30 protein-coding genes are annotated in these 24,034 nt (G+C 34.6%); 9 read left to right on the forward strand and 21 right to left on the reverse strand.

Annotation, left to right across the window (positions count from 1 at the left end; translation table 11 throughout):
* Positions 1-28 precede the first annotated feature (28 nt).
* The 8 genes from gwsS to CHSO_RS06000 all read right to left on the reverse strand — a co-directional run bounded on the left by gwsS (position 29) and on the right by CHSO_RS06000 (position 6,989).
* A complete protein-coding gene (gwsS, locus tag CHSO_RS05965; protein ID WP_045493571.1) occupies positions 29-1,108 on the reverse strand; it encodes a grasp-with-spasm system SPASM domain peptide maturase in 1,080 nt (359 codons plus the stop codon).
* On the reverse strand, positions 1,105-1,287 hold the full coding sequence (locus tag CHSO_RS05970) for a hypothetical protein (RefSeq protein ID WP_045493574.1): 183 nt from the start codon (positions 1,285-1,287) through the stop codon (positions 1,105-1,107). The genes gwsS and CHSO_RS05970 overlap by 4 nt, the downstream gene beginning before the upstream one ends.
* A complete protein-coding gene (gene gwsG / locus CHSO_RS05975) occupies positions 1,284-2,186 on the reverse strand; it encodes a grasp-with-spasm system ATP-grasp peptide maturase (protein WP_045493576.1) in 903 nt (300 codons plus the stop codon). The genes CHSO_RS05970 and gwsG overlap by 4 nt, the downstream gene beginning before the upstream one ends.
* A complete protein-coding gene (locus tag CHSO_RS05980) occupies positions 2,183-2,470 on the reverse strand; it encodes a hypothetical protein (protein ID WP_045493579.1) in 288 nt (95 codons plus the stop codon). Before CHSO_RS05980 ends, gwsG begins: the two co-directional genes overlap by 4 nt.
* Positions 2,448-3,089, reverse strand: a complete 642-nt coding sequence (locus CHSO_RS05985) for a hypothetical protein (protein ID WP_045493585.1) — start codon at positions 3,087-3,089, stop codon at positions 2,448-2,450. The genes CHSO_RS05980 and CHSO_RS05985 overlap by 23 nt, the downstream gene beginning before the upstream one ends.
* Before the next feature lie 230 nt (positions 3,090-3,319).
* Positions 3,320-4,225 (reverse strand): hypothetical protein, encoded by a 906-nt coding sequence (locus CHSO_RS05990; protein WP_045493587.1) that lies wholly within the window; start codon positions 4,223-4,225, stop codon positions 3,320-3,322.
* A gap of 111 nt (positions 4,226-4,336) precedes the next feature.
* On the reverse strand, positions 4,337-4,534 hold the full coding sequence (locus CHSO_RS05995; protein WP_171817611.1) for a TIGR04139 family peptide modification target: 198 nt from the start codon (positions 4,532-4,534) through the stop codon (positions 4,337-4,339).
* Between the two features lie 607 nt (positions 4,535-5,141).
* On the reverse strand, positions 5,142-6,989 hold the full coding sequence (locus CHSO_RS06000) for a helix-turn-helix transcriptional regulator (protein WP_045493593.1): 1,848 nt from the start codon (positions 6,987-6,989) through the stop codon (positions 5,142-5,144).
* Positions 6,990-7,211: 222 nt separating this feature from the next.
* On the opposite strand from CHSO_RS06000, the gene CHSO_RS06005 reads away from it, so the two are divergent.
* From CHSO_RS06005 to CHSO_RS06045, 9 genes are all read left to right on the forward strand, one after another.
* Positions 7,212-7,532: a DUF4870 domain-containing protein gene (locus tag CHSO_RS06005; RefSeq protein ID WP_045501995.1), complete on the forward strand. Its 321-nt coding sequence runs from the start codon at positions 7,212-7,214 to the stop codon at positions 7,530-7,532.
* 20 nt (positions 7,533-7,552) lie between these two features.
* Positions 7,553-8,026 carry a hypothetical protein gene (locus CHSO_RS06010; RefSeq protein WP_045493595.1) on the forward strand — a complete coding sequence of 158 codons (474 nt, stop codon included), beginning with the start codon at positions 7,553-7,555 and terminating at the stop codon, positions 8,024-8,026.
* 16 nt (positions 8,027-8,042) lie between these two features.
* Positions 8,043-8,999: a DUF3829 domain-containing protein gene (locus CHSO_RS06015; RefSeq protein ID WP_045493598.1), complete on the forward strand. Its 957-nt coding sequence runs from the start codon at positions 8,043-8,045 to the stop codon at positions 8,997-8,999.
* 311 nt (positions 9,000-9,310) lie between these two features.
* Positions 9,311-9,853: a DUF4303 domain-containing protein gene (locus CHSO_RS06020; RefSeq protein WP_045493601.1), complete on the forward strand. Its 543-nt coding sequence runs from the start codon at positions 9,311-9,313 to the stop codon at positions 9,851-9,853.
* Between the two features lie 36 nt (positions 9,854-9,889).
* Positions 9,890-10,429 (forward strand): DUF4375 domain-containing protein, encoded by a 540-nt coding sequence (locus tag CHSO_RS06025; protein WP_045493604.1) that lies wholly within the window; start codon positions 9,890-9,892, stop codon positions 10,427-10,429.
* A 21-nt stretch (positions 10,430-10,450) separates the two neighbouring features.
* Positions 10,451-10,999 (forward strand): hypothetical protein, encoded by a 549-nt coding sequence (locus tag CHSO_RS06030; RefSeq protein WP_045493606.1) that lies wholly within the window; start codon positions 10,451-10,453, stop codon positions 10,997-10,999.
* A gap of 47 nt (positions 11,000-11,046) precedes the next feature.
* Positions 11,047-11,526 carry a hypothetical protein gene (locus CHSO_RS06035; protein ID WP_045493608.1) on the forward strand — a complete coding sequence of 160 codons (480 nt, stop codon included), beginning with the start codon at positions 11,047-11,049 and terminating at the stop codon, positions 11,524-11,526.
* Complete coding sequence (locus tag CHSO_RS06040; protein ID WP_232509155.1) at positions 11,504-12,022, forward strand: hypothetical protein; 519 nt, start codon at positions 11,504-11,506, stop codon at positions 12,020-12,022. The genes CHSO_RS06035 and CHSO_RS06040 overlap by 23 nt, the downstream gene beginning before the upstream one ends.
* A gap of 759 nt (positions 12,023-12,781) precedes the next feature.
* A complete protein-coding gene (locus CHSO_RS06045) occupies positions 12,782-14,050 on the forward strand; it encodes a T9SS type A sorting domain-containing protein (protein WP_045493610.1) in 1,269 nt (422 codons plus the stop codon).
* Positions 14,051-14,210: 160 nt separating this feature from the next.
* Here the strand turns inward: CHSO_RS06045 and CHSO_RS06050 are convergent, their stop codons facing one another.
* The 13 genes from CHSO_RS06050 to CHSO_RS06115 form a co-directional block, all read right to left on the reverse strand.
* Positions 14,211-15,158: a transketolase family protein gene (locus tag CHSO_RS06050; RefSeq protein ID WP_045493614.1), complete on the reverse strand. Its 948-nt coding sequence runs from the start codon at positions 15,156-15,158 to the stop codon at positions 14,211-14,213.
* A gap of 41 nt (positions 15,159-15,199) precedes the next feature.
* Positions 15,200-16,054 (reverse strand): transketolase, encoded by an 855-nt coding sequence (locus CHSO_RS06055; RefSeq protein ID WP_262483773.1) that lies wholly within the window; start codon positions 16,052-16,054, stop codon positions 15,200-15,202.
* Between the two features lie 107 nt (positions 16,055-16,161).
* Entirely contained in the window at positions 16,162-16,680 is a 519-nt protein-coding gene (locus CHSO_RS06060; RefSeq protein WP_045493618.1) for a hypothetical protein, read from the reverse strand.
* Between the two features lie 29 nt (positions 16,681-16,709).
* Positions 16,710-17,399 carry an SGNH/GDSL hydrolase family protein gene (locus CHSO_RS06065; RefSeq protein WP_045493630.1) on the reverse strand — a complete coding sequence of 230 codons (690 nt, stop codon included), beginning with the start codon at positions 17,397-17,399 and terminating at the stop codon, positions 16,710-16,712.
* A 26-nt stretch (positions 17,400-17,425) separates the two neighbouring features.
* Positions 17,426-18,985, reverse strand: a complete 1,560-nt coding sequence (locus CHSO_RS06070) for a sodium:solute symporter (protein WP_045493632.1) — start codon at positions 18,983-18,985, stop codon at positions 17,426-17,428.
* Positions 18,986-19,600: 615 nt separating this feature from the next.
* Entirely contained in the window at positions 19,601-19,888 is a 288-nt protein-coding gene (locus tag CHSO_RS06080) for a GNAT family N-acetyltransferase (protein WP_171817612.1), read from the reverse strand.
* A gap of 3 nt (positions 19,889-19,891) precedes the next feature.
* A complete protein-coding gene (locus CHSO_RS06085) occupies positions 19,892-20,287 on the reverse strand; it encodes an OsmC family protein (RefSeq protein ID WP_045493636.1) in 396 nt (131 codons plus the stop codon).
* A complete protein-coding gene (locus CHSO_RS06090; protein ID WP_045493637.1) occupies positions 20,287-20,505 on the reverse strand; it encodes a (4Fe-4S)-binding protein in 219 nt (72 codons plus the stop codon). The genes CHSO_RS06085 and CHSO_RS06090 overlap by 1 nt, the downstream gene beginning before the upstream one ends.
* A gap of 1 nt (position 20,506) precedes the next feature.
* Entirely contained in the window at positions 20,507-21,085 is a 579-nt protein-coding gene (locus CHSO_RS06095; RefSeq protein ID WP_045493639.1) for a TMEM175 family protein, read from the reverse strand.
* Positions 21,078-21,617 (reverse strand): NADPH-dependent FMN reductase, encoded by a 540-nt coding sequence (locus tag CHSO_RS06100; protein ID WP_045493642.1) that lies wholly within the window; start codon positions 21,615-21,617, stop codon positions 21,078-21,080. The genes CHSO_RS06095 and CHSO_RS06100 overlap by 8 nt, the downstream gene beginning before the upstream one ends.
* 21 nt (positions 21,618-21,638) lie before the next feature.
* A complete protein-coding gene (locus CHSO_RS06105) occupies positions 21,639-22,538 on the reverse strand; it encodes a pirin family protein (protein ID WP_045493645.1) in 900 nt (299 codons plus the stop codon).
* Between the two features lie 48 nt (positions 22,539-22,586).
* Positions 22,587-22,898 carry a GNAT family N-acetyltransferase gene (locus CHSO_RS06110; protein WP_045493647.1) on the reverse strand — a complete coding sequence of 104 codons (312 nt, stop codon included), beginning with the start codon at positions 22,896-22,898 and terminating at the stop codon, positions 22,587-22,589.
* A gap of 222 nt (positions 22,899-23,120) precedes the next feature.
* A complete protein-coding gene (locus CHSO_RS06115; protein WP_045493649.1) occupies positions 23,121-23,996 on the reverse strand; it encodes a pirin family protein in 876 nt (291 codons plus the stop codon).
* Positions 23,997-24,034: the final 38 nt, after the last annotated feature.

The raw sequence follows: 24,034 nt of genomic DNA on the forward strand, positions 1-24,034 counted from the left end.
GAAATAGCTTTTAAACATCGTTTAAAAGCTATTTTAGTTTATGTAACTCATAATGATGAATGGCTTTCTGTTTTAGCGGATTTTTACTCCATTCTTTCCATTCATTGGTATAAGGATTGTAACCACACTTTAAAGGCTTTGATATATCCAGGTTTTCCGGAGTATAATGGGATCGTTCTGTATAAGCCCTGCAATCTGTACAGATATACCTGAATTCGCAATCTTTACAGCCTTCTATGCTGTCTTTGGTGATATTCCAATATTTTTTGAAACCGGGCTGTTCCAATGCTTCTTCCAGACTCGAATTGTAAATGTTTCCAAAGCTTTCTGGCATTAAAGGGCAGTTTTTGATATTTCCTTCTATATCTATTCCGATTTTCTTGTGTAAACAAGAATTATAATTGATAGCTTCTAGTACCTTTGGGAGATTGGTATTGAAATACTTCATATCCACCTTTCCGCAGGATGATATTTTGATGGGTTCTTTTACAAAGTTCAGATTGAACTTAAATTCATTTTTTGTTTTGAAAGGCTTCTTAGGACTCTGATAAAAAATAAGGCTATAAATTCTTTCTGTTGCATGGTCCAGTTTCTGAATAAGTGAGTGATCTATTTCGCTGTGAAAAGGAGAAATGATTTCTATTCCTGCAAGTACAGATGAGGTGAAGGTATAATCTATACTGATAAGTTCCTCTAAGGGTAACGGTTTTGAACTATAAATTACTAAATTTCTGATCTCAAGATTCTCTATAGAGTTTTTAAGCCTCTTTAAAAGGCTTATATCTTCAATTTCGATAAAGAGATCATTAATACGATTAGGTTCGGAATATTCGTAAGATAAGGCCGGAAAATTCAGGTCCCAGTCATTCTCTGTAATAAACCCATATTCGTTTTCCAATAGGATATCTAAATACTGCAGAACAATGTCCTGAGATTCTTTATCATATGTTTCCAGGATTTCCTCAATAGAATTCTTTTTCAGCTCTTCAATCAGATCATAAAATTCTAATGGATAAAGTTCAGATGTGTTTCTCTGGAGATCTGAAACTAAGATTCTATTAGCTCCTTTTGTAATTAAAATAGTACTGAATATATTAAAGTATCTCATAAGAATCTTACCAGGAATTTGTAAGGTTTTGATGGTGTGTAAAAATCCGTCTGATATTTTTCACTTGCTATGGTTGTATTTGCAATAGACTTCTCTCTTTCTTTATTCTTTATCATTTCCATGTAGTTATAAATAAGAGGAAGCGGATGTTTTTCCTTGGGAGTAAAGTTCTTTTTCATAAATAATTAGCGATTTCTTTTTCTAATGAATAGTTACAGATAACGGAATGTCCAAGAAATTGACCTATGGCATTTACTTCTAAAAAATAAAACTTATCCCGGCCTTTGATGAGATCTAATGAACCGCAATTGAGGTCCAGAGACAGCATCAGCAAATGGATTCTTTCTTCAATACTTTTAGGGAGCTGATAAGGCACATTTCTGTTGGGGTTTTTATGGTTATACTTCCTGAAATCAATTTTGGTCTGTTCATCATTTTGCGAAAAGATCGCTGTTGACCAAACCTTCCCGTTCAGATAAAAGCTCCTGATTTCAAAATCTTTTTCAATTTTTTCCTGAAAGAATGTGATAAAGAAATTTCCCTTTTGAGGTTCCTTCACTATTGAAGTATACATCATTCCTGTGGAGTCTTGAGTAATATTTTCTGCTCTGGGATTTCCGCCAATGGTTTTGATGATGGTTTGATGGATTACTACTTCGTTGGTATTCTCAGCAAGAAAATAATCCGGAACCTCTAAACCCACTTTTTTTGCCTGCTCCAATACCAAGAGCTTATTTACATCACTATTACTTTCTTTATTGATATGTCTTTTAGATTCTAATGTTTTTCTCACATAATCTTCCAGCCAGTGTTGATATTCATTCATATTAAGATTAATGGATTCATTTTCGTAGCGCAACCTTCTGAAATTTAATCCTCCGTTTCTGTACCACACGCTGGTTATTTCATCAATATAGAATCTATTTCTTTTACTTACCAGAAGAAGTCTCTTTTGTTCCGTTTTAATCTCAAAAATTTCATCTTCATGTACACGAATGAATTTTTTGTTCATGGCCAGAAGGTATTTGATCACTTCATTGGTTGTATTTTCTTTATTTTCAGAAATAATGAGAATCATTTTTGTTGTTTTTTAAGCTTATCGAAAAAATCTTTTGCAATCTTCATAGAGGTTTTCATTCTGGGGAAACCTATGGCAGCACGGTTTTTATCAATTCTTGCAGAATCAGCAGCATTTAGGTTAGCCTCACTATAACGCATAAATATTCCATACATCGTTACTCCATTATTTACATATTGATATTTATCTACCATTTCGATATAATCTCTTGGTGTGCATTCTCCGGATTTAACATAGGGTAGTAATTCCTTTTTGAAGTATTCATAGTACTTCGTATAGGCCATATGGTTGAGCATAGTCCCCATAGACATGAGTTGGCCTTCTCTTCCCCGATGTCCTTTTTTTTTGTAATGATGGATACCCATAATTTTTTAAAGTCCATATTAAAAGCTCTGCATTTTTTTTGTCATTCATTTCAACAGTTTCTTTGATATGCCTGTTGTATTGGTCTCGTGTAAAAGCGATAGAGAATGAATCCACCAAAACCTGATTAAGGCTTTTTTTCCATTGTTGAAATTTTTGTTCCACCTGTACACTATCTATTCCGTGTCTTTTATATAACTGGAAAAAATCAGATTCAGGTCTCCAGTAAGGTCCGGTTTGGGCTATTAGTTTATCCAGACTTTTTATTCCTCCAAAATTCTTATGGTATTTATCAGCCATTTTAATATAAACTTCATATTCAGTGATTCTTTCATTCTGAACTGGAGGATATTGCCTAAATAATTTTTTGTATTGTTTAATGGTAGCCAGAGTATCCTTTTGAACCCTGTGAATACTGTCAATAGTATAAACTTTATTGTAATAATCAATATAATTAAGTTCTCTGTTTTTGCAGGAAAAGACAGCTAAGCTGATTATTAATAAAGTAAAAAGGTAATGCCTGTGCTTATAATTTTTCATAAAGTTTTGTGTTGGTTTAGGTTAATAAATATAAATCTAAAATCTGTGATAAAATTATTTTTTGAATTCTGACTTACATTTTTATCTTTCAGAGTTTTGATTCTATGAAAAACTATTTATTGGGCTTACAGATAGTAACTATTTTAACTTTAACAACTTTATCTTCGGGAATGTGATGAATGTCATGTATAACTGAAATGTATTTAATGTTTTGTAATTATAGATAGCCATTAGTGTTTTTGTTGCTTTTTAAGCTTATCGAAAAAAACTTTTGCAATCTTCATAGAGGTTTTCATTCTGGGGAAACCTATGGCAGCACGGTTTTTATCAATTCTTGAAGAATCAGCAGCATTTAGGTTTGACTCATCATAACGTATAAATATCCCGTACATCGTTATTCCATTATTCATATACTGATATTTATCTACCATATCAATATAATCCCTAGGAGTGCATTCTCCGGATTTTACATATTTCAGTAATTCTGTTTTTAGGAATTCATAATATGGGGTATAAGCCATATGATTAAGTATGTCTATCATTGGCATAAAGACACCATGGTTTCCGGTGAGTCCTATTTTCTGTTTTGATGGATATCCATAATTTTTAAGCGTCCATAGTAAAAGTTCAGCATTTTTTTTATCATTCATTTCAACAGTCTCTTTGATATGCCTATTGTACTGATCTCTTTTAAAAGCAATGCTGAATGAATCTAATAAAACCTGATTAAGACCTCTTTTCCACTCTTGGTACTTTTGTTCCACCTGTACACTATCTATTCCGTGTTTTTTATATAGCTTAAAAAAATCAGATTCAGGACGCCAATAAGGTCCTGCCTGTGCGATTAATTTATTCAGACTTTTCATTCCTCCAAAGCTTTTATGGTATTTATCTGCCATTTTAATATAGGCTTCGAATTCTCTAATTCTCTCATTTTGAATCGGAGGATATTGCCTAAATAATTTTTTGTATTGTTTAATGGTGGCTAAAGTATCTTTATGGATTCTATGAATACTGTCTATGGTGTAAACTTTATTGTAATAATCAATATAATTAAGTTCTCTGTTTTTACAGGAAAAAGGAAGATAGCCTACCATTAAAATAGATAAGGAGACTATAAAAGTATTATTTCTCATAAAGTAGATTATTTAATGGTAAAAGTGAATTATTTAAAATATAAAACTCTCTTGGGACTAAATTAAGCCCCAAGGAGTTGAACTGTTATTAAATTCTAATAACTAAATTTTCTATAATCCTTGACAGCCAGTTCCTACATATAATGTACTCTGGAGATCTTTACCTTTCCAGGTTTTTTTATCATAACACGTTGCATTTTCTGAAGCTGTGTATGTATTACCACCTTGAACTAATTTTAAATCTTCTCTTTGTAATTTCTTGTTTTCTGTAGAAGAGAAATTTCTCTTCATTCCAACTAATTTTTTCATTTTTGATATTTTTTTGTTGATTAAATTATGGTCTGCCATATAATCCCTGGCATTGGGTGATGTATTCTTATGTTTAATTTGTACTGTACACATACAATTTAAATACAGAATTTCATCAACGTTGATGCTTCAAAACTAAAAATAAATACATCACTTAATTGTGATAATTGTTGTAATTTATTTGTAAATTTTATAACATATTTCTGTAATATGTATAGGATGTATATTGAATTTATCCTGTTGATTTTTAGGGAGTTTTAATGAAAGTAAAGAAACTTTAAAATGATATGAATTATCATGTGAGAAGAAATGGAAAAAAATAAATTAATAAAAATGGAAAACAGTATTATTTTCTATTGTACATAAAATATACACAAAAGTTAATTTGCATGCATGCTCTTAAATTGTGCAAAATTATAATGATTGTTAGGGAAGTATTTAATATATGAATAAATAATATTCTAAAGGGCTATATGCCTATGTGGTTTAAAAAGATTTCTAATATACAGGCAGCCAGGATATCTGGAGTTCATAAGCATACCTAAATTCAAGATTTATTGATAAGTTGGGACAAATAATTCGCGTATTCGTTACTGAACATTGTGATTTATTCAGAAAGTACTCCCTGAAAGAAAGTTTCCAGAGCTATATTTTCGTCCAGTCCTAATTTCTTTTTCAGGCGGTATTTGGTCATTCTTACACTTTTAGGTTCCACATTCAGAAGGTTGGCAATTTGTTTGGTATCCATTCCCAGATAAATATAGGCACAATATTTAAGGTCTAGTGGTGTTAGTTTCTGTTTAGCTTTTTCATTGATGTTTTTGAAGAAATCAGGATGCAATTCCTGAATGGTAAATCTGATCTTTTCAAAATCATTATCTACACGGTTCTGTTCTTTTACAACCTGACTGATATTAATATCTGTGTCCGAAAGCTGAGTCTGAAGCTGCTGGAGCACTTCATTTTTATGCTGAATATGGAGCTGGCTGGCTAGAACTTCACTCTGAAGCTTCTGCTGTCGTAAGGTAAGAAGTTCCTGTTCCGCTTTTAATCTGGCTTGTTCTTCTTTCTGAAGTTTGATCAGCATTTCTGTTTCGTGTTTTTCGGTATTGAGCTTCTTTTCTCTTTCTATGGAGTAACGTAGTTTGTAATGATAGGAGCGGAACATAAAAAATGCTCCAATTAATCCTATAATTCCCAGCCCTATATACAGAAACTTTTCTTTTTTAAGGCTTAATGTTTTTTCTGTAAGAGCTTTTAATTCAGTCTCTTTTTTCTGTGATTGAAACTGAGCTTCCAGTCTTTTTGCTGTTTCTGCCTGTCCTTCGTTATAAAGAAGATTATTGTATTCTGCTACTTTCGTCTGATATTCGTAGGCTTTTTGGTAGTTTTTCTGTTTTTCATATAGTTTGGAAAGATCAGTGACTACATTAATCATTACAGGATAGTACACAGGCTTCTGAGTCAATAGAATCTGTTCTGCTTTTAAAAGATATTTTTCAGATAAGGCGTCATTCCGGTCACGGGTGGCAAGATTGCTGAGAATGCCGAGTGCACCCGCCTGGATTCCCTGATTTAAAGTGGTATGTTGGGTAAGGGTAAGAATTTCATTAGCCTTATCCTGAATTTCCTTGCGGATTTCCGGAGTCATAACCGGATAGCTCAGGTAGTAATTGGCTAGGTTTAATAGAGCTAATGCATGAGCATGGGCTGAAACCTGCCCTGGAAACTGTTGATAAAGCGAAACTGCTTTTTTACACATCTCTATAACAAGCTTTAAATCTTTTAAATCTCCGGTTTTTTCATAAGGAAAGTAATAACAGACCGCCATGGCAGAATAAGCCGAACTCAGCATGTTTTTACTCCCAGATTTTTGAGCCAATTCCACCGCTTTCTGAGCATACACTGTGGCGTTTTTTGCATCATTCCATTCAGAGTGGATGCCGTATAGAAGATAATTGAGTTTTGCGTTCAGTAGAACTTCTGAGGGAAGTTTTTCAACCTGTGGAAGTGTTTTCTGAATAAGCTTTATGGTATTTTCAGATTCACCCAGAGTATTATTATAGTAGATATTCAGATAAGCAGCATATAGTGAAGCTGTTTTATCATTTGTTTTTTGAGCGGCTGTATTAGCATCATCAATAAGCTGTGGAACCTTATCATATTGAGATTGGTTGAGCTTTATAATTCCATTCTGAACCAAAGCCTTTACTTCTTCCGTATAATTATGTTCATTTTTGGCCAGTTTTAATTGTTCCTGAACATATTTTTCAGCAACAGGATATTGGTCACTGACTCTGTAATATTCTGTAAGTTCATTATAAATTTTAAACTTTTCCTCAGCAGAATTGTTGCTCTTCAATTGATTTTTAAGACCATCAATGAATGTATTTTGTGCCGGGCAAAAAATACAGATAAAGAATATAAAGTATAAAAAAGAGAAGTGCAGTTTCATGAAGTGAAAGTACAAAAATTGCGGATACCCATCAATGATTCAAGTTAAAAAATGAAAATGTAGTCGGATTTTAAATAGTTGTTAATTAGTTGTTTGTGATGAGTTGTAGACACTTTGTAGACATTGTTTTTTTGGGGTGAAGTTGTTTTGTAGTTGCATGAAAAACTGGAGTTATGTTTTTCCGTTGCAATTTTGAAACAGGAAAAAATCAAAAAAATTATCATGGACAACAAAACATTATCTATCGTATCATACATTACCATTATCGGATGGTTGATTGCTTTTATATCAGGAAAAGATAAAACAGACAGCCTTTTAAGATATCATCTTAAACAGTCATTGGGAGTTGTTATTCTTTCTTTTATTCTCTCAACTATTCTTGGAATTTTGATTTCGGTTACACATCTTGGTATACTGGGTATAATTGCTGTTCTGCCATTGGTACTGATGATTATTGGTGCTATTAATGCTGCTAATGAGGTTGAAAAACCTTTGCCGTTAATCGGAAAAATGATTGAAGATAAATTTTCATTTATCAGTTAGAGTGTCGAATACTTACAGGGATGGAAGAATTTAAACATTTAAAAAGAGAAGGAACAGAATATCAGGTAAAGCAATACCTGTCTTTACAGCATATTATAGTGATTGCTTGGCTTCTGATTTCGATTATTGTGATGGTTAATACCAGTTATCTGAAAACAGGAATCATTATGTTGATATTTTCATTGTTGCTGACGATTGTTTCCTTTATGCCACCAAAGGTTTGTTTTGATCCAGCGTTAAATTGTCTTACTATTCTTAACCGAGGCTTAAACCATCGGAAATTTACTTATGATCTTAAAGATTTTGAAGGATTTGAGTTGCAGATCATGTATATTGGCTTCATTCCTTTAGGGTGTTATTTATATGGGAATTTTAAGAATGTATCCCGTTTCAAGCGTCCGGTTATATCTCAATCCTTCAGTAAGAAAACCATGCAGGAAGTGGTGAATGAACTGGAGGATCTTAATATAAAGCCCAACATAACATCTATTTAACTTTTAATATTAGACTATGAAAAAATCATTGCTCATCGCAGGAATACTTAGTATTGGTATTTCTCTGACTTCCTGTGATAAACTGGAGAAGATTAAAGAAAAACTGTCACAAAGTGGAAATAGTACACAAGTAAACCCTTTCAGTGTTAATTCAGGAGATGAAAACAGAGATATAGTTTCCTTTAATAATAAGGTGGTGAAAATGGATGAGGCCCAGGCAGAATTCATTAAAAACTTTCAGGAATCACTGGCTCAAATGGAAGAGTATGTGAAAAATGTTACAGCCAATCCACAATATTCAGGCATGTCTCCAATATTTACACCTACCATCATGATGTGGATTAACCAGGAGATTAAAGCTCCTAATGTATTGGGAAAAAACTATCAGGTTCTGGTAGATAAAATGAAAGATACAGCTACTCAGTTACAGGCCCTGAAGAAAGATCTGGAAACCTATAAAACAGCAGAAGACTGGAAGGATGATAAAGGAAAGAAAATCAATGAAATTAGTGAAAAAGCCAATAAACTGATACAGGAAAACCGTAATACGGCCAACGAGCTGTTTTCCAAACTCTCTCCAAAAGCAGATAAAGCTGAAATGGAAATTCTTAAAGACCATCCATTAAAAGATCATATCATTCAGTCTAAAGAAGCTATGGAGCTTACTCAAAAGATTGTTGATGATTCTTATAATATTACAGATTTGAATGCCTACAAGCACAAATTTGCACAACAATATCAGCAGATGGAAAAGCTATACACCAGGAATATTGATGAAAAAATTCCATATTCAGAAAAGCAGAAAGAAAGCAGTTACACTGCACTTAATAATGCTTTGAATGATTTTCTGGGTAAGATGAGAATTGTGCAGCGAAGTCTGAATGAAAACAGCAGTGAACTGAATCACGATCTTGATGATCTTGAAAGTGAAGCCGGCACTGTTCTTAACCGTTACAATAATTTTGTAGATTAATAACCCTTACAATATAATACTATGAAAAAGACACTAAGCATTATCATGATTATCATAGGTTTTTGCCTGATCGTTATTATAAAAATAGGTCCGTCTAAAGAGACGTCCTGGCTCTTTACTTATGGCGACTTGATTCCAATGGTCGTTGCGGCAGTCATTATAATTCCCGGTTGGATTATGTATAAAAAAAGCAGATAACTTCAAAATTATAAAATAAGCTAGCTATAATCGTGAATTTGGCTGGACTATTAATGAATATATCAACATGATAAGGGTAATTTTACCGCCCCATTTAAATCAAGAAACAGAGCATGGATTTTGAGATGTTGAAACAACAGATAGAAGAAGCTGCAAAAAAAGCCTTTTTAGAAATGTTTGAAAAGCATGGTGCTGAAAATATTTACAGCTTTGCTTTATATAGTGATGAGGGAGCAATGACTGTTTGCCCTTCTTCCAATACATTGGAAACACTTAAGAATATAGATAAGGATGATGCTGTGTACTATAAATTTGAACCTGCAGAATGGACGTATGAAATGAAAGGTGCAGATCAGGAATTTAATGAAATTTGTGACCACCTGAGAGCAGAGCTTGAGAAGTATGAAGATGAGGGTGAATATGAAGAATGGTTTCAGGAATTTCAAACCAGACTTTATACCAGCTGTATTGAAGTTTTGGAAAAGCTTAAAAATGAGAACTTTTTTAAAAATATTATAGGGAAAGATATTTTCTTGATTTTCACCGTTTCAGATTATGAATTTGAGAAGCAAGATCTGAAAAATATAATTATCAGACTTAATGATAATGAGCATAAAAGTGAATATCTGGATTGGATGGAAACCTGGGGCAATTGAAAGGATGAAGAAAAAAAACACATTTCATTATATAATATGAAGCAGAATAAAATAATTGTCTCAGACACATCTTACAACAGTAATGATCCTTATGATTTGATCCTTTCCAATATTTCAGTGGTGAATCTCCTGAACGAAGAAGAATTTGAAGTCGAAAACATGCACGAAGATTCCATCATCAGCTATTATCTTGATTACTACCTGGCGCAATATTCCAATGGGAATTTTTCCCAGTTTGTATGGAATTCTGGGTGGTCACCGGAGCTCAATAGAGATATTGAAGAAGGGTTAAGAAAAATAGGGGCACAAAAACACCTTGCTCTTTTTCTTGAGCAAAGTTCACTGGTAGAAAGACTGGAAGATGGAGAATTAGAAGAATATCTGAAAAGAGAATACTTTGGACCCAATAAAACCAGAGATAAACTGAAAAATAGTTCATTTTACAGCTTAGAAGAAGATTTAATTATATTACATTCGCAGTGGTTGAGGAATCATCAGGATTTACAGGTTTTACCTCTTGAAGAGATGTTTTCAGAACTAGAAAAACTAGTCGGTAGAAAAATTAACAGACCATAATCATTTAAACGGAATCAGTCTATGGAACGCCTTAAAAAACTCAATATTGAATTAAAAAAATATCTGGAAGAAACCAGTGTACAGCTTACAGAAGACCTGATTCATCTGTTGAATGGAGAGAATATCAGCTATGTGGATCACAAAGGAAAGTCTGATATCAAGGCATTCTATTTCGAGTATGAATATGAATATCTGAATATTGTATTCTGGGGGGTAGATAGAAAAGGTAACATTGCTACCAATACTGTTTCTTTACCCACTAACAAGGTCGGCAGTATTGAAAAAAACGGAGATTGGAATGCTCTGATCCCGGAAAAAATATGGAATATCGTCTCAGATTTTCAGGATCATTACGAAGGAGATGATTTTGATGATATTCTGGATGAATATGATGATGAAAAATATAAACTGTTTGAACAATGGTTTTTTGATTGCTGGAAGAAAGCATCGGAACAAACTAAAATAAAAATGGACGCCTATTTTTCTATTCATGATACCTATTTCAGAACAGACTTAAATACTCTGAAAATGATTAATGAAGATGAAATAGCACAACGCTACCAACCATAAGAAGATTAATCTTTGTAATACTTAAATCACTATATAAATAAATTATTATGAATTCATACAAATTTTACAAACAGGAAGGAAATCTGTACATTTTTAAAAATCAACCGGTTTTTGTCTCTGTTTTATGTCTTTTCTTTTTAATAATAGCAGGACTTGTCTTTAAGGATGTAAGGATCTTAAGTCTTATTCTCATTGCATTGGTAGTGCTTATTGCTATCAATTTCTTTACAAAGAAATTTGTCATCGATATGGATCGAAAAACCATTACCGGGAAACATACCATTTTTGTTCCGGCCAAAACCTATGATTTAAAGGATTTTACCAATTTCCACGTGCTGGCAACAAAGTATATGGGTTTTATTACAACTAATGTGATACTGTCTATTTATTTTGAAGTAGATGGAAAAGAAAAGCATCTGACCATCGGACAGGCTCTGACGCACAAAGGAATCCAAAAGATGGTGAATGAAACTGAAGATATCATGAAAATTAATGAACCAGGGAATGAATATAACAGACCGTTATAAATTTGAAGAGAACGGTAGCGAAATCAGCATAATGCCCAATTATGATTTTTTGAAAGCTTTGGTATGGTGGCTGGTATTGGGAGGTATTGCTCTTCCCGTGATGGTCTATTACTTTATGGATAAAATGTCTGGAGATCAGTTTAAAATAGGCCTGATGATATGGGCAATTTATATGATCTATTTCCTGTTTGACCTTTTTTTCAGAATCCCTGTAAAATATATTTTTGATAAATCGGAGAAGTGTATTTACAAAAAATGGATGCTCTCCAAAAAGATCATGACGTTTGATGAAATGACTTATTTTATCAATGATGAAAGGGGCGGATATTATTATTCCATTGGAAAGAAGCGTAACCAGTTTGTGAAAAATTATAGAATCAGCAATTACTTTTCAGGCTCAAAGAAATCCATTGAGAGAGAAGATGATTATATAAAGGAAATATTACATCCAATCCTGACTGCCGTGGGAATTCCTTTGAATAAACCGGAACAATAAAAAAACAAATGAAAAGTAGGGTAAGAACTACAACCATGATAACTATAAGCATGACCATTCCCCTCCGCTGGAGGGGTGGCAAAAATTCAAAGAATTTTTGACGGGGTGGTTAAAACATTGTACAAAACTCCAACATTGAATCACTCATTCAATAAAAGACTGCGGGCTGTTTCGAAGAAACAGCCCGCAATTTGTTTATAAAAAAATGACTTTAAGTTAAATTTAGTATTCTTTATTTTTTGTAAAATTGCAATATTATATTAATTAATTCAAATAAATTCATTTATTATTGGTTTTTTTTTATTAATATTTTTTTATTAATATTTTTTTTATACATTTAATGTAGTGAAATTGAATAAGTGTGTTTACTTTAGATGTGACACCAAAAACTATGATTATGAGAATCAATAATTTTTTACCTTTTTTTCTCATTTCTATAAGTGATTCACTATTGAATGGTATTTTACCCGATTGTTTAATAGGTTTATTTACACTTAATTTTAAAAATAATGAACCTAAAATACTTAATACAATGATTAAAAAAGTTAATTATTACGCTTGGTGTTAGTTGTTTTTTAATCAATTTGTGTACAGGTAGGTATTGAAATTAAAAATTGCCAGAAAGTTTTCAATGTAGCTGGTTTAAAACATGTTCTTTCCAGGTGATAGAATGTTGCTTGTATCTCTTTTTTTTATTTCACTCAGTATTTATATTTAAAATTTGACTTAAAAAAAACTAAAACCCAAAACCTCAATATTATGAAAATTTATGTATTAGCAGTTTGTATTCTTAGAAAGGCAATGCTGCTGCCTTTATTGATGTTTATTGCAAGCACGCTGGTGTATGCACAACAGGTTTATGTAAGCAGCCAGAGTTCTCAAATTTATGGAGTTTGTTTTGCTTGTTCCGTCCAAGATCCGGAAAATGCAATTGGGTCTGATGAAAGCAATTATGCTTTCATGCGAATACCACTGGGAGCGTTTGCGAGTATTGAGCAAACCCTGATTTTTCCTTCGGTAAAAACCTACTCGAAAGTGGTCATAGGTATTGGCACCAATCAGGCTGGTTTATCAGTGCAATTACTGGGAGGTGTTTCTGTGGAAACTTTTAACGGAAACGTTTCAAACAATGATTACAGAATTGTTAACAATGAAATCCTTAAAATTGGAGCTACTGATCCCAGTAAAGGGACTATAGAATTTACAACCAACAAGCCTTATGACCGGATTGTATTGAGATTTACTTCTGGGGTAGGTCTTAATGGAGGGCTTCAGATCTATTATACCTATCAGCTTGATAAAGTCTATGCAAGTAGTGAGACTCGTATTATTAAATGCCCAGGCTGTTCCGTTCAAAATCCACAAAATGCAGTAGGTCCCAATGAAAACGATTTCTCTAAATTGATTGCACCTTCTTCTGGGTCTTTTTATTCGGTTGAACAGGCTCTTCACTTTCCTAATGAAAAAACCTTTACTAAACTTGTGATTGGTGTTGGTAGTGATAGTAAGCCAATTGATCAGGTAATTGATAAAGAGGTTAAGATTAATACAAATATTACCGGTGAGGTTCTTGTTGAATTAATCATGGGTAGATTGAAAAAAGACCCTCAAGATCCTTATAAAGGAGTTATCGAATTTATAACCTCATACCCGTATGATCAGGTTGTTTTAAATTTGTCTGTGAGTCCTAATTCTGCAAGAGATTTAAAAATCCATTATGCCTATCAGGAAAATGTTTATCAGCCTGTAACGGTAGCTTCTGCCAATGCAATGAAAACCGTACCTATAGAAAAAGTCTTAACTGTATTTCCTAATCCTACCACGGGGTCGGTTACCTTACAGGGAAATGTCGATTTTACAGACGCGGATATTTTCATCAACAATACTTTGGGGAAAGAAGTGTTCCGTTCAAAATTCAGATCCAAAACCATTGATTTGCCGGCAACATTACCTGGAGGAATCTATATGCTCAGTGTGCAAACAAAGGATAGGGAAATCTATACCCATAAGATTATTCTGACAAGATAAATTTTATGGGTCTTATCTAAGCTAATAGGGTTCTGATTTTTCGGAAAAGAAATTGGAGGGGATCTCTAAAAGCTTTGGATTGAAATAATTATTTTTAACAGAATAAAAACAAAGCCGTCCCACTGAGACGGCTTTTATCTTATAATTTGAAAAGATTTTCTTAGTTAGCTAAAATTCTCTTTACAGCTTCTTTCACTGCTTCAGCATCAATCTTATACTTCTTCATCAACTCAGCAGGTGTTGCAGATTCTCCGAAAGTATCGTTTACCGCAACAAATTCCTGTCTTGTAGGTCTTTTTCTTGCAAGCATTCCTGCAACAGACTCTCCTAACCCTCCAAGGTAGTTGTGCTCTTCAGCAGTTACAATCTTCCCTGTTTTTTCAACAGATTTTAAGATGATCTCTTCATCAAGAGGTTTAATCGTGTGGATGTTGATAACCTCACAAGAAATACCTTCTTTTTCAAGCTCGTCAGCAGCTACAAGAGACTCCCATACAAGGTGTCCTGTTGCAACAATTGTTACATCAGTACCTTCCTGAAGCATAATTCCTTTTCCGATTTCGAAAGGCATATCTTCAGGCATAAATACAGGAACAGTTGGTCTACCGAATCTTAAATATACAGGACCTTCAAAGTCAGCAATTGCAAGAGTGGCTGCTTTTGTCTGGTTGTAGTCACAAGGGTTAATTACAGTCATTCCAGGAAGCATTTTCATCATCCCGATATCTTCCAATACCTGGTGAGTAGCTCCATCTTCTCCTAATGTAAGACCTGCGTGAGATGCACAGATTTTCACATTCTTTCCAGAGTAAGCAATAGACTGACGGATTTGGTCATATACTCTCGAAGTAGAGAAGTTAGCGAAAGTTCCTGTGAAAGGAATTTTTCCAGTGATGCTAAGACCTGCAGCAAGTCCCATCATGTTAGCCTCTGCAATACCTACCTGAATGAATCTTTCGGGAGCTTTTTCAATGAATTTCTCCATTTTTAAAGATCCGATAAGGTCTGCACAAAGTGCTACTACATTAGGGTTTTTGTCAGCAAGCTCAGCTAATCCGGCTCCGAATCCTGAACGTGTGTCCTTTTTTTCTGTATATGTATATTTCATTTTTATTTTTATTAATCGAGATGTTAACGGATGGTTAGATATTAGTAGTCAGCAGGAGCTTCTAAATACAATTGTTTGAATGCTGTTTCCAATTGCTCATCATTAGGAGCTTTACCATGCCAAGCGTGAGATCCCATCATGAAATCTACTCCAGCACCCATTTCTGTGTGAAGGATGATTGCTACAGGTTTTCCTTTTCCTGTTTCAGTTTTTGCTCTTTCAAGAATACCGATTACAGCCTCAAGGTCGTTACCATTCTTTTCTTCTAAAACGATCCATCCGAAAGCTTCAAGTTTAGCATGAAGATTTCCAAGGCTTAATACATCATCTGTATCACCGTCAATCTGACGTCCGTTATAATCGATTGTAGAAATGATGTTGTCTACTTTTTTAGCCGCCGCAAACATTAGTGCTTCCCAGATCTGACCTTCCTGAAGTTCACCATCTCCGTGAAGAGTGTAAACAAGAGACTGGTCTCCATCCATTTTTTTACCTAAAGCAGCTCCTAAAGCTACAGAAAGACCTTGTCCTAAAGAACCTGAAGCAATTCTGATTCCTGGAAGACCTTCGTGAGTAGTAGGGTGCCCCTGTAATCTTGAATCAAGCTTTCTGAAAGTGCTCAATTCCTCTACCGGAAAGAAGTTGAATCTTGCCAAAGTAGAGTAGTACACAGGAGAAATGTGCCCGTTTGATAGATAAAAATGATCTTCATTCTTACCTTCCATCGTAAAAGGAAGATGATAGTTCATCACCTTTCCGTAAAGTGCTGTAAAGTATTCTGTACAGCCTAAGCTTCCTCCCGGGTGTCCTGAATTTACAGCGTGAACCATTCTTAAAATGTCTCTTCTGATCTGTGTAGTAAGAGATTTTAACTCTTCGATACTTTTACTCATTATATCTGATTTATTTGCACGCGAATTTACAATTTTTTACCGGCTTACGGAAATACAAAAATCCGGATATAAAAACCCGGATTTTGATCGATTTGAATATTTTCCTGCTTTTAACAGCCTTCGTTGATGTAAACTGTAACTTCTGTAACAATATTATTAACAAATTTAAATGTTAACTGTGTTCCGGCATCATAGTCCTCAATATTAAAGTATCCCGCATCTTTAATGCGTTTACCATTGTCATCTACCTCCGGACGAACACTAAATATAGGATAGTTTTTGTAAGTATTGATAAGTTCATCTCTGCTACTTCCAACACCCATTCCGCTTTTGGTTCTGAATTTTTTACTGGTGGTTGTCATTCCTGCGATTGTAACGGCATCAGGTTTTGCATCGCCACCATAGCCTTGGAAGATTTCAATATTGATAAGCTCTCCATTGTATTTCACCCCATTCTTTTGTTCCCCATCAGAAATTTTCAGTTTAGTCCCTGCCATTTTTTCAATTTCACTTTTTTCCATAAAGATTTTGTAAGGCCCTATTCTCAACGTGGACAATTCAAAATTTTCCTGAGCTGTCAAAGAACCGAATGTTAACACCAAAATGAAAAATGAAATAATTTTTCTCATAATTAATTACAATATGTTTTTTGAAATTTTTATTTTTTTCTTAATGTTTTATGGATTGCATTTTTAATCATTGGTTCCATGATTGCATACCCTGCAGGAACCGGATGGATACCATCTTTTGAAAGTCCTTCGCGCATTCCACCTTTTGCATCACGCATCGCAGTATTATAATCTACAAACATGAGTCTGTTATTATTCGCGTATTGCTTTAATCTGTTGTTTAGGGCATCTACTTTTTGGGGTACGTCCGTTATTTCTTTGCGCCATGGAAATGCGGCGGCAGGTAATACGGAAGCAATGATTACTTTAATTCCGTTGTTTTGAGCAATATCAGCCATAGCTTTGATATTATTAAAAGTAAAATCAGCATCATAAATGCCTGTATTCTGAGCAATATCATTGGTTCCTGCATTAATGATCACCAGCTTTGGTTTTAAAGCGACAACATCATTCTGAAAGCGTAACAACATCTGTGACGTAGTTTGTCCGCTGATTCCTCTGCCCGTAAAATTGTTTTCAGAGAAAAACTCAGGATGACTCTTTACCCAGCCTTCTGTAATGGAATTGCCCATAAAGACAACATCCACGTTTTTCTTTGAATTTAAAATACTTGTATTTTCATCTTTATACCTTGTAAGATTGGCAAAATCAATAGCATTCTGTGCGTCTGCAGATGTACCTGCAAACAAGCTAAAGGCCAGAAAAATGAATAATTTCATTGCTGATATTTTGGGGTTACTATGGGTTAAACGATTCTTAAATGCTGCTTATCCTTCATCATCCATAATCCAATAAAGGTCAATAATCCATTAAGAACAATCAGTTCCACACCAATTCTGTAATCCGTATAAGAAGTAACCGCAAAATTGATTAAATAAGTGATAATAGGAGCCAGAATTGTTACCATAAGAATAGCGTATTTTTTGGAAATCTGAAACTTGGTGAAAATCCCGAAAGCAAAAAGTCCTAATAGAGGTCCGTACGTATATCCCGCAATTTCCATAATCAGGTAGACAATAGATTTGTCATTCAGTGCTTTGAAAACCATGATTAGAATGAAGAACATAACAGTGAATGTTAAATGCACTTTCATACGAAGTCTTTTCTTTTCTTTTTCAGTTTTGGTTTTATCTTCGTTAAGGTTTAATAAATCTACACAATAGGAGCTTGTTACCGCTGTTAATGCTCCATCCGCAGATGGGAATAACGCTGAAATCAATCCGATGATGAAAATAACGGAAATGGCCATTGGGAAATATCCATTAAGAGATAAAGCAGGGAAAAGATCATCTCCCATGATATTCTTGATGTTTCCTGCAGCATCTTTGAAACCGAAGATATTGCTCACAGGATCAGTTCCGGTAGTTCCATATTCTGCACCATACTGTAAGGCGAAAAGATAAAGTAATCCTCCTAAAAATAAGAAAGCAAGGTTAACCAATAGAAGGGTTCCTGCAAAAGTTAACATGTTTTTCTTTGAATTTTTAAGGTTGTCTACAGAGATATTTTTCTGCATCATTTCCTGATCCAGTCCGGTCATGGCAATCGTAATGAAGATTCCGCCCAGAATGGTTTTAAGGAAGAATGTTTTGGAATTAGGGTCAAAATTGATGAAGTGAGTATAGTTTTTCTGCTCTAAAATTGTATACGCTTCACCAAAAGACAGATTTAGATTGGATAGAATATAGACAATACAAGCCACTAAACTGATAATCATGAAAGAAGTCTGCAAGGTATCTGTAATCACAATGGTTTTTACACCTCCTTCAAAAGTATAGAGAAGAACCATCAGTAAAAGAATCATGGAAGTTACCCAAAATGGAACTCCTAATCCTTCAAGAAGGAAAATCTGCAACACATTTACCACCAGATATAATCTTGCTGTAGCGCCAATAGCCCTTGAAATAATAAAGAATATGGATCCGATTTTATGCGCTTCCAAATTGAATCTTTTTCCCAAATACGTATAAATAGAAGTAAGGTTCATCTTATAATACAATGGCAGAAGAATGGCAGCAACAATAAAATATCCTATAAAGAAGCCAATCACCATCATGTAATATTCAAAACCACCATAAATATATTCGGAGCCGGTCATTTTACCGACTGTTCCTGGAACTGAAATAAAGGTAACCCCACTTAAACTGGTACCTATCATTCCGAATGCAACGAGCCACCATTTACTTTTTTTATTACCGATAAAGAAGGACTGATTGTCAGAATTCCGGCTGGTGAAATATGAGATCACCAAAAGGCCGATGAAGTAGATAAAGACAAACAGCAAAAGGATAGTTCCTGGATTCATGCTTAGATTTTAAATTTTAGCAAATATATAAAAAAGAACCATCGTGAATCGTGAATTTAGTTCAGAGGCAATTTTTATACAATTACTTTTGGAAAGTAACCTAAGCTTGGGATAAAACCTATATTTTTCAGAAAGGTTTGAAGCTGGGAGCTGGGAGCAGGATGTTATGAAGCTCACAAAAGCAATTGTTCTCTATATTTTTTACCATTTTTTAGGGATAACGAATAACAATTCCCTTCATCAAATCGATTGAAAATCGATTCACTCTTAGCTCGCTTAAAAATATAACATCAAGTTAATAAAAACTTTGCGTTAAAAAAGCATCAGGCATTAAAAATAAAAAATTCTGCATAAAAAACTTCCAGCCATTGCTGAGTGAAACGCCTTTGCGACCCATTTGAAATATTCTATTAAAAAAACTTTGCGACTCTAGCGTTAAAAATAAAGGAACTATATGAAAAATTTGCACTACTGTCATTCTGACGAAGGAAGAATGACAGAGTCGTAATGATAGCATTGCAAGATAATTATATATAACTGCCCCAAAAAAATCAGCATAAAAAAACCTTCCAGATTTACTCTGAAAGGTTTGTATTGTAAGGGTGGAAACAGTGATTAATTCACTAAAACATCCTGCAATTCTTCACTCTTTTGGAAACTGGCTTTAGCAAAAGGACAAAGAGGAATGATTTTCTTCCCGTTCTTTCTTGCAAAATTTACAGCAGCCAAAAGCATTTCCTTACCTACACCTTTTCCGTTGTAGGCTTCTTCCACCTCCGTGTGGTCTATAATAAATCTTTCTTCTCCTGCCCAGGTATACGTCATCATTCCTGCGCGTTTTCCATCTATGAAAGCTTCAAAACTTCCGTGTTTCTCGTCGTTGTTTTGTTTTACTTCGATCATGTTTTATGAGAATTTAGTTAGTATTTCTATATCGTTGGTTAATATTTTATGTACGGGGCAGGCATCAGCAATGGTATGCAGTCTTTTCAACTGTTCATCATCCAAAACTCCATCAAAGCTGATCTCTCTTTTGAATATTGCTCTTTTGGTTAATGGGTAGTTTTCAAGTTCTACTTCCACATTGATGTTTTCCACATCCCATTCCTTTCTTTCGATGTACATTCTTAGGGTTGCTGCGGTACAGCTTGCCAAAGAAGTAGCCAGAATTTCCATGGGATTGAAACCTTTGTTCTGTCCGCCTTTATCTATAGGTTCATCGGTAATGATTGTATTTTCTCCCGCTGTTACCTCTGTATAGTATTTTGTTTTTCCTAAACTTGCTTTTACCGTTACTGCCATTATTTTCCAGTATTGAATTTATAACTTAATGCTCCAGATGGGCATTGATCTATCTGTTTTTTTAATTCTTCAGGGGTTGCATTTTCTGCTTTTATCCAGGGTCTGTCTTTTGGATTGTAGACTTTGGGAAGCATTTTTACACATACAGCCGAGTGGATACACTTTTGAGGCTGCCAGATGACAGTAATGTCGCCGTTAGGATATTCGTGTGTTTCCATATTAATTGTCTTTTAATGATTTTTCGATTCTTTGGTCCGGAATCAGCCATATAAGAGCCACTATATAATAAAAACCTATGGCAATATAAGGATAAAAAAATGAAATAGCGATTCCCAAAATATAAAAAATAATAGATATATTCTCCTTATACTTTGCGTGTATAGCCTCCTTCAGCTTTGAGTTTTCACCTTCACACCGGATAATAACATTCTCCAGAATGCTGTAGGCAATTGCACATAATACGAGGACGATACCATAGGTGGCTACAGGGTTTTCTGCAAAACCGGTAGTGCCAATCCATTCTGTGGCAATAGGCATCATAGAAAGCCAGAATAATAAATGAAGATTGGCCCAGAGAATGCCTCCGTTTACCTTTTTCACCGCCTGAAATAGGTGATGATGGTTATTCCAGTAAATACCTACATAAATGAAACTGAAAATATAAGCTAAAAATTTAGGAAGAAGCGGTTTGAGACTGGCCCAGCTGCCTCCTTCAGGTACTTTCAGTTCAAGAACCATGATAGTAATGATGATTGCCAGAACCCCATCGCTGAAAGCTTCTAATCTTCCCTTAGTCATTGGTTTTAATTTGGTATTTAAAATTTTCAATTTTTGCTTTCAGCTCACTGAGGATATCAGGATTAATGACTCCACTTTCAAGATCAAAATTCTCATAGAATTTCGGCAATGAAAAAGTGTCCTTGATATCTGCTGCAAATTGGGGAAAGAATGTCTTGGCTGTATTCATAACATTTCCACCACCATACCCTCCGGGAGAAGTACTCATCAGAAGCATCGGTTTGTTTTGAAATACCTTCACATTAATCCTTGATGCCCAATCAAAAACATTTTTAAAAGCGGCACTGTACGATCTGTTGTGTTCTGCAAGAGAACAGATGATAACATCACATTCCTCAATGACCTTTAAAAAATGATGAGCTTCATCCGGAAACCCTTTCTTTTCAAGATCTACAGAGAAAACAGGCATCGTGAAGTCATTCAGGTCAATGAGGTTGATCTCTTCTTCCTGAAAATCCTTTAAAACAAACTTTACCAGTTCTCTGTTAATAGAAGTAGAGGAGCTGCTTCCTGCAAATGCTAATATTTTCATGGTTTTTCTTATCAAATGAAATTATTTTCTGTTTAAAATCGCTTTCGGTAGTGGAACATATTCTTGTTCATCACCCGGAACCAAAGGAAATGCCTCATGATTTTGATCGTTCCAGTTTACTTTAGCCTGGTCAATCACTTCCTTGTCAGAATTTACAAAGTTCCAGAAGATAAAACGTTCCTCATCAAAAGGCTCACCACCGAAAAGATATACCGTACCGTTTTCGCTCATATCAAACTCACAAAGCTTGGTATCTTTCGCGATCATCAGTTGTTTTGAACCATAAGAGTTCCCTTCGGTAGTTACTGTTCCATCCAAAACATACATGGCCGCTTCTCCATACAGATCTTTTCCAATGCTTATTTTCTTAGCCTCTTTGGTTTTGATCTCGATGAAAAATAATTTACTGTGTACAGGAACAGGAGAGGTTTTTCCAAATGCTTCTCCGGCAATTAATTTATATTGAATCCCATCTTCCTCCCAAACCGGAATTTCATCCGCTTCAATATGATGGAAAGTAGGTTCAGATTGTTCAAGATGTTTAGGAAGACCTACCCATATCTGGAATCCGTGAAGTCTCTTGTCACTGTGTCTTAAATATTCGGGAGTTCTTTCAGAATGTACCACTCCTTTTCCGGCCGTCATCCAGTTAACTGCACCAGGTTTGATCTCAAGAGCACTTCCAATACTGTCTCTGTGAAAAATAGAGCCTTCAAGCAGATAAGTCAATGTAGATAATCCGATATGTGGATGTGGCGGCACGTCAAGATTTTGATAATCCTTTAATTCTGAAGGTCCCATGTGGTCGATAAAAACAAAAGGTCCCACCGCTCTTTTTTCACGGAACGGAAGAAGTCTTCCTACCAGAAAATTTCCGATGTCTGCTGCTTTTTCTTCGATGATAAGTCCAATATTTGACATAATGATGTAATGCTTTTAATGTTAGTTTAAATAAAAGATGATGAAAATTTACAGTTTATCGTATCCATCAAACTTTTCATCTACAATACGTTTCCACTCCGAATGCTTTTTGATAAAGGCAAAAACGTATGGACAAAAAGGGAGAAGTTTTTTACCGCTTTCTTCAATATAGTGTAATGTTTTTTCCACAACAGCAGATGCAGCTCCTGTTCCTCCAAGTTCCGGATCTGCTTCAGTGTGTATTAATGCAATCTGGTGAGTAGTTTCGCGATAATCAATGAAGGCATAATGCCCATTAAATTCTATTTGAAATCTTTTTTCGGTTTTTACAAGAGGTATGTTTTCAAATTCAGGTTTCATAATTTTTTATATTAAAAGTTTATTAAAGATCTTGGGTTGAAGAGATTAATATTACTTTAAATGTCGCTGAGAAAACAAACCTTATAGGTTTTCGAAGCCTATAAGGTTTATATCCCCAAACATTATTTAACATTAATCTTTACACTTCAATCCGATATAATGATATATAAAGTTAGTAAAAAAGAGACTATTTAAGATTAAGGAAAATTTAATTCTCTCCTTTTAATCTTCAAGGTACCCGAATTTTCCGGTATTAAAATCCTCAAAAGCCTGCATAATTTCCTCTCTTGTATTCATCACGAAAGGGCCATGAGGAAAGATCGGTTCATTGATTGGCTCTCCGCTGATGATTAAAACAATTGAATCTTCTTTTGCTTCAATAGTGAAAGACTCACCTTCATTTTTAAATAGAACCAGATGATCTGCTTTACCATGTTCTTCTCCATTGATGGTAATATTTCCTTCAATCACCAAAGCAGCAGTATTAAAGTGAGCAGGAAAATTAAATTCTGCCTTACCACCGGCTTTAAGCTTTGCGTTCATCATATGAACAGGAGTGAAGGTAAAAGCAGGGCCTTTGTGTCCATTAAATTCTCCGGCAATGACTTCTACATGCCCATTGTCACCAAGGTCAACTTTTTCCATCTTGGAATTTTCAATCGCCTGGTATTTAGGATTACTCATCTTATCTTTTGCGGGAAGATTTACCCAAAGCTGAACCATTTGAAAGATTCCGCCTTCTTTAGCCCATTCCGTTTCATGATATTCTTTGTGAAGAACTCCCTTGGCAGCCGTCATCCACTGTACATCACCTTCTCCGATGACACCGCCGCCGCCTGCACTGTCATGATGCTCTACTTTACCGCTATAGGCTATGGTTACTGTTTCAAAACCTCTGTGTGGATGAACACCTACACCTCTTGGTCTGTCAGAACCATTGAAATGAAATTTTGAATTATAATCAAGCATAATGAACGGATCCATTCTCTTCATATCTAATCCCTGTACACCAGGAATAAAATTATGAACTCTAAAACCGTCACCTACAAAGTGGGCAGGTCTTGGAGATACTACCATTTCTACTTTTTTAGTTGCCATAATATTGTTGATTTTATGTAAACAAAATTACCATACTT

The sequence above is a fragment of the Chryseobacterium sp. StRB126 genome (assembly GCF_000829375.1).
In the GTDB taxonomy this organism is placed as follows: domain Bacteria; phylum Bacteroidota; class Bacteroidia; order Flavobacteriales; family Weeksellaceae; genus Chryseobacterium.

Excerpts from the sequence above, each read along its gene's own strand:
- gwsS (WP_045493571.1), bottom strand. The coding sequence starts at position 1,108 with ATGAGATACTTTAATATATTCAGTACTATTTTAATTACAAAAGGAGCT.
- CHSO_RS05970 (WP_045493574.1), bottom strand. The coding sequence starts at position 1,287 with ATGAAAAAGAACTTTACTCCCAAGGAAAAACATCCGCTTCCTCTTATT.
- gwsG (WP_045493576.1), bottom strand. The coding sequence starts at position 2,186 with ATGATTCTCATTATTTCTGAAAATAAAGAAAATACAACCAATGAAGTG.
- CHSO_RS05980 (WP_045493579.1), bottom strand. The coding sequence starts at position 2,470 with ATGGCCTATACGAAGTACTATGAATACTTCAAAAAGGAATTACTACCC.
- CHSO_RS05985 (WP_045493585.1), bottom strand. The coding sequence starts at position 3,089 with ATGAAAAATTATAAGCACAGGCATTACCTTTTTACTTTATTAATAATC.
- CHSO_RS05990 (WP_045493587.1), bottom strand. The coding sequence starts at position 4,225 with ATGAGAAATAATACTTTTATAGTCTCCTTATCTATTTTAATGGTAGGC.
- CHSO_RS05995 (WP_171817611.1), bottom strand. The coding sequence starts at position 4,534 with ATGAAAAAATTAGTTGGAATGAAGAGAAATTTCTCTTCTACAGAAAAC.
- CHSO_RS06000 (WP_045493593.1), bottom strand. The coding sequence starts at position 6,989 with ATGAAACTGCACTTCTCTTTTTTATACTTTATATTCTTTATCTGTATT.
- CHSO_RS06005 (WP_045501995.1), top strand. The coding sequence starts at position 7,212 with ATGGACAACAAAACATTATCTATCGTATCATACATTACCATTATCGGA.
- CHSO_RS06010 (WP_045493595.1), top strand. The coding sequence starts at position 7,553 with ATGGAAGAATTTAAACATTTAAAAAGAGAAGGAACAGAATATCAGGTA.
- CHSO_RS06015 (WP_045493598.1), top strand. The coding sequence starts at position 8,043 with ATGAAAAAATCATTGCTCATCGCAGGAATACTTAGTATTGGTATTTCT.
- CHSO_RS06020 (WP_045493601.1), top strand. The coding sequence starts at position 9,311 with ATGGATTTTGAGATGTTGAAACAACAGATAGAAGAAGCTGCAAAAAAA.
- CHSO_RS06025 (WP_045493604.1), top strand. The coding sequence starts at position 9,890 with ATGAAGCAGAATAAAATAATTGTCTCAGACACATCTTACAACAGTAAT.
- CHSO_RS06030 (WP_045493606.1), top strand. The coding sequence starts at position 10,451 with ATGGAACGCCTTAAAAAACTCAATATTGAATTAAAAAAATATCTGGAA.
- CHSO_RS06035 (WP_045493608.1), top strand. The coding sequence starts at position 11,047 with ATGAATTCATACAAATTTTACAAACAGGAAGGAAATCTGTACATTTTT.
- CHSO_RS06040 (WP_232509155.1), top strand. The coding sequence starts at position 11,504 with ATGAATATAACAGACCGTTATAAATTTGAAGAGAACGGTAGCGAAATC.
- CHSO_RS06045 (WP_045493610.1), top strand. The coding sequence starts at position 12,782 with ATGAAAATTTATGTATTAGCAGTTTGTATTCTTAGAAAGGCAATGCTG.
- CHSO_RS06050 (WP_045493614.1), bottom strand. The coding sequence starts at position 15,158 with ATGAAATATACATATACAGAAAAAAAGGACACACGTTCAGGATTCGGA.
- CHSO_RS06060 (WP_045493618.1), bottom strand. The coding sequence starts at position 16,680 with ATGAGAAAAATTATTTCATTTTTCATTTTGGTGTTAACATTCGGTTCT.
- CHSO_RS06065 (WP_045493630.1), bottom strand. The coding sequence starts at position 17,399 with ATGAAATTATTCATTTTTCTGGCCTTTAGCTTGTTTGCAGGTACATCT.
- CHSO_RS06070 (WP_045493632.1), bottom strand. The coding sequence starts at position 18,985 with ATGAATCCAGGAACTATCCTTTTGCTGTTTGTCTTTATCTACTTCATC.
- CHSO_RS06080 (WP_171817612.1), bottom strand. The coding sequence starts at position 19,888 with ATGATCGAAGTAAAACAAAACAACGACGAGAAACACGGAAGTTTTGAA.
- CHSO_RS06085 (WP_045493636.1), bottom strand. The coding sequence starts at position 20,287 with ATGGCAGTAACGGTAAAAGCAAGTTTAGGAAAAACAAAATACTATACA.
- CHSO_RS06090 (WP_045493637.1), bottom strand. The coding sequence starts at position 20,505 with ATGGAAACACACGAATATCCTAACGGCGACATTACTGTCATCTGGCAG.
- CHSO_RS06095 (WP_045493639.1), bottom strand. The coding sequence starts at position 21,085 with ATGACTAAGGGAAGATTAGAAGCTTTCAGCGATGGGGTTCTGGCAATC.
- CHSO_RS06100 (WP_045493642.1), bottom strand. The coding sequence starts at position 21,617 with ATGAAAATATTAGCATTTGCAGGAAGCAGCTCCTCTACTTCTATTAAC.
- CHSO_RS06105 (WP_045493645.1), bottom strand. The coding sequence starts at position 22,538 with ATGTCAAATATTGGACTTATCATCGAAGAAAAAGCAGCAGACATCGGA.
- CHSO_RS06110 (WP_045493647.1), bottom strand. The coding sequence starts at position 22,898 with ATGAAACCTGAATTTGAAAACATACCTCTTGTAAAAACCGAAAAAAGA.
- CHSO_RS06115 (WP_045493649.1), bottom strand. The coding sequence starts at position 23,996 with ATGGCAACTAAAAAAGTAGAAATGGTAGTATCTCCAAGACCTGCCCAC.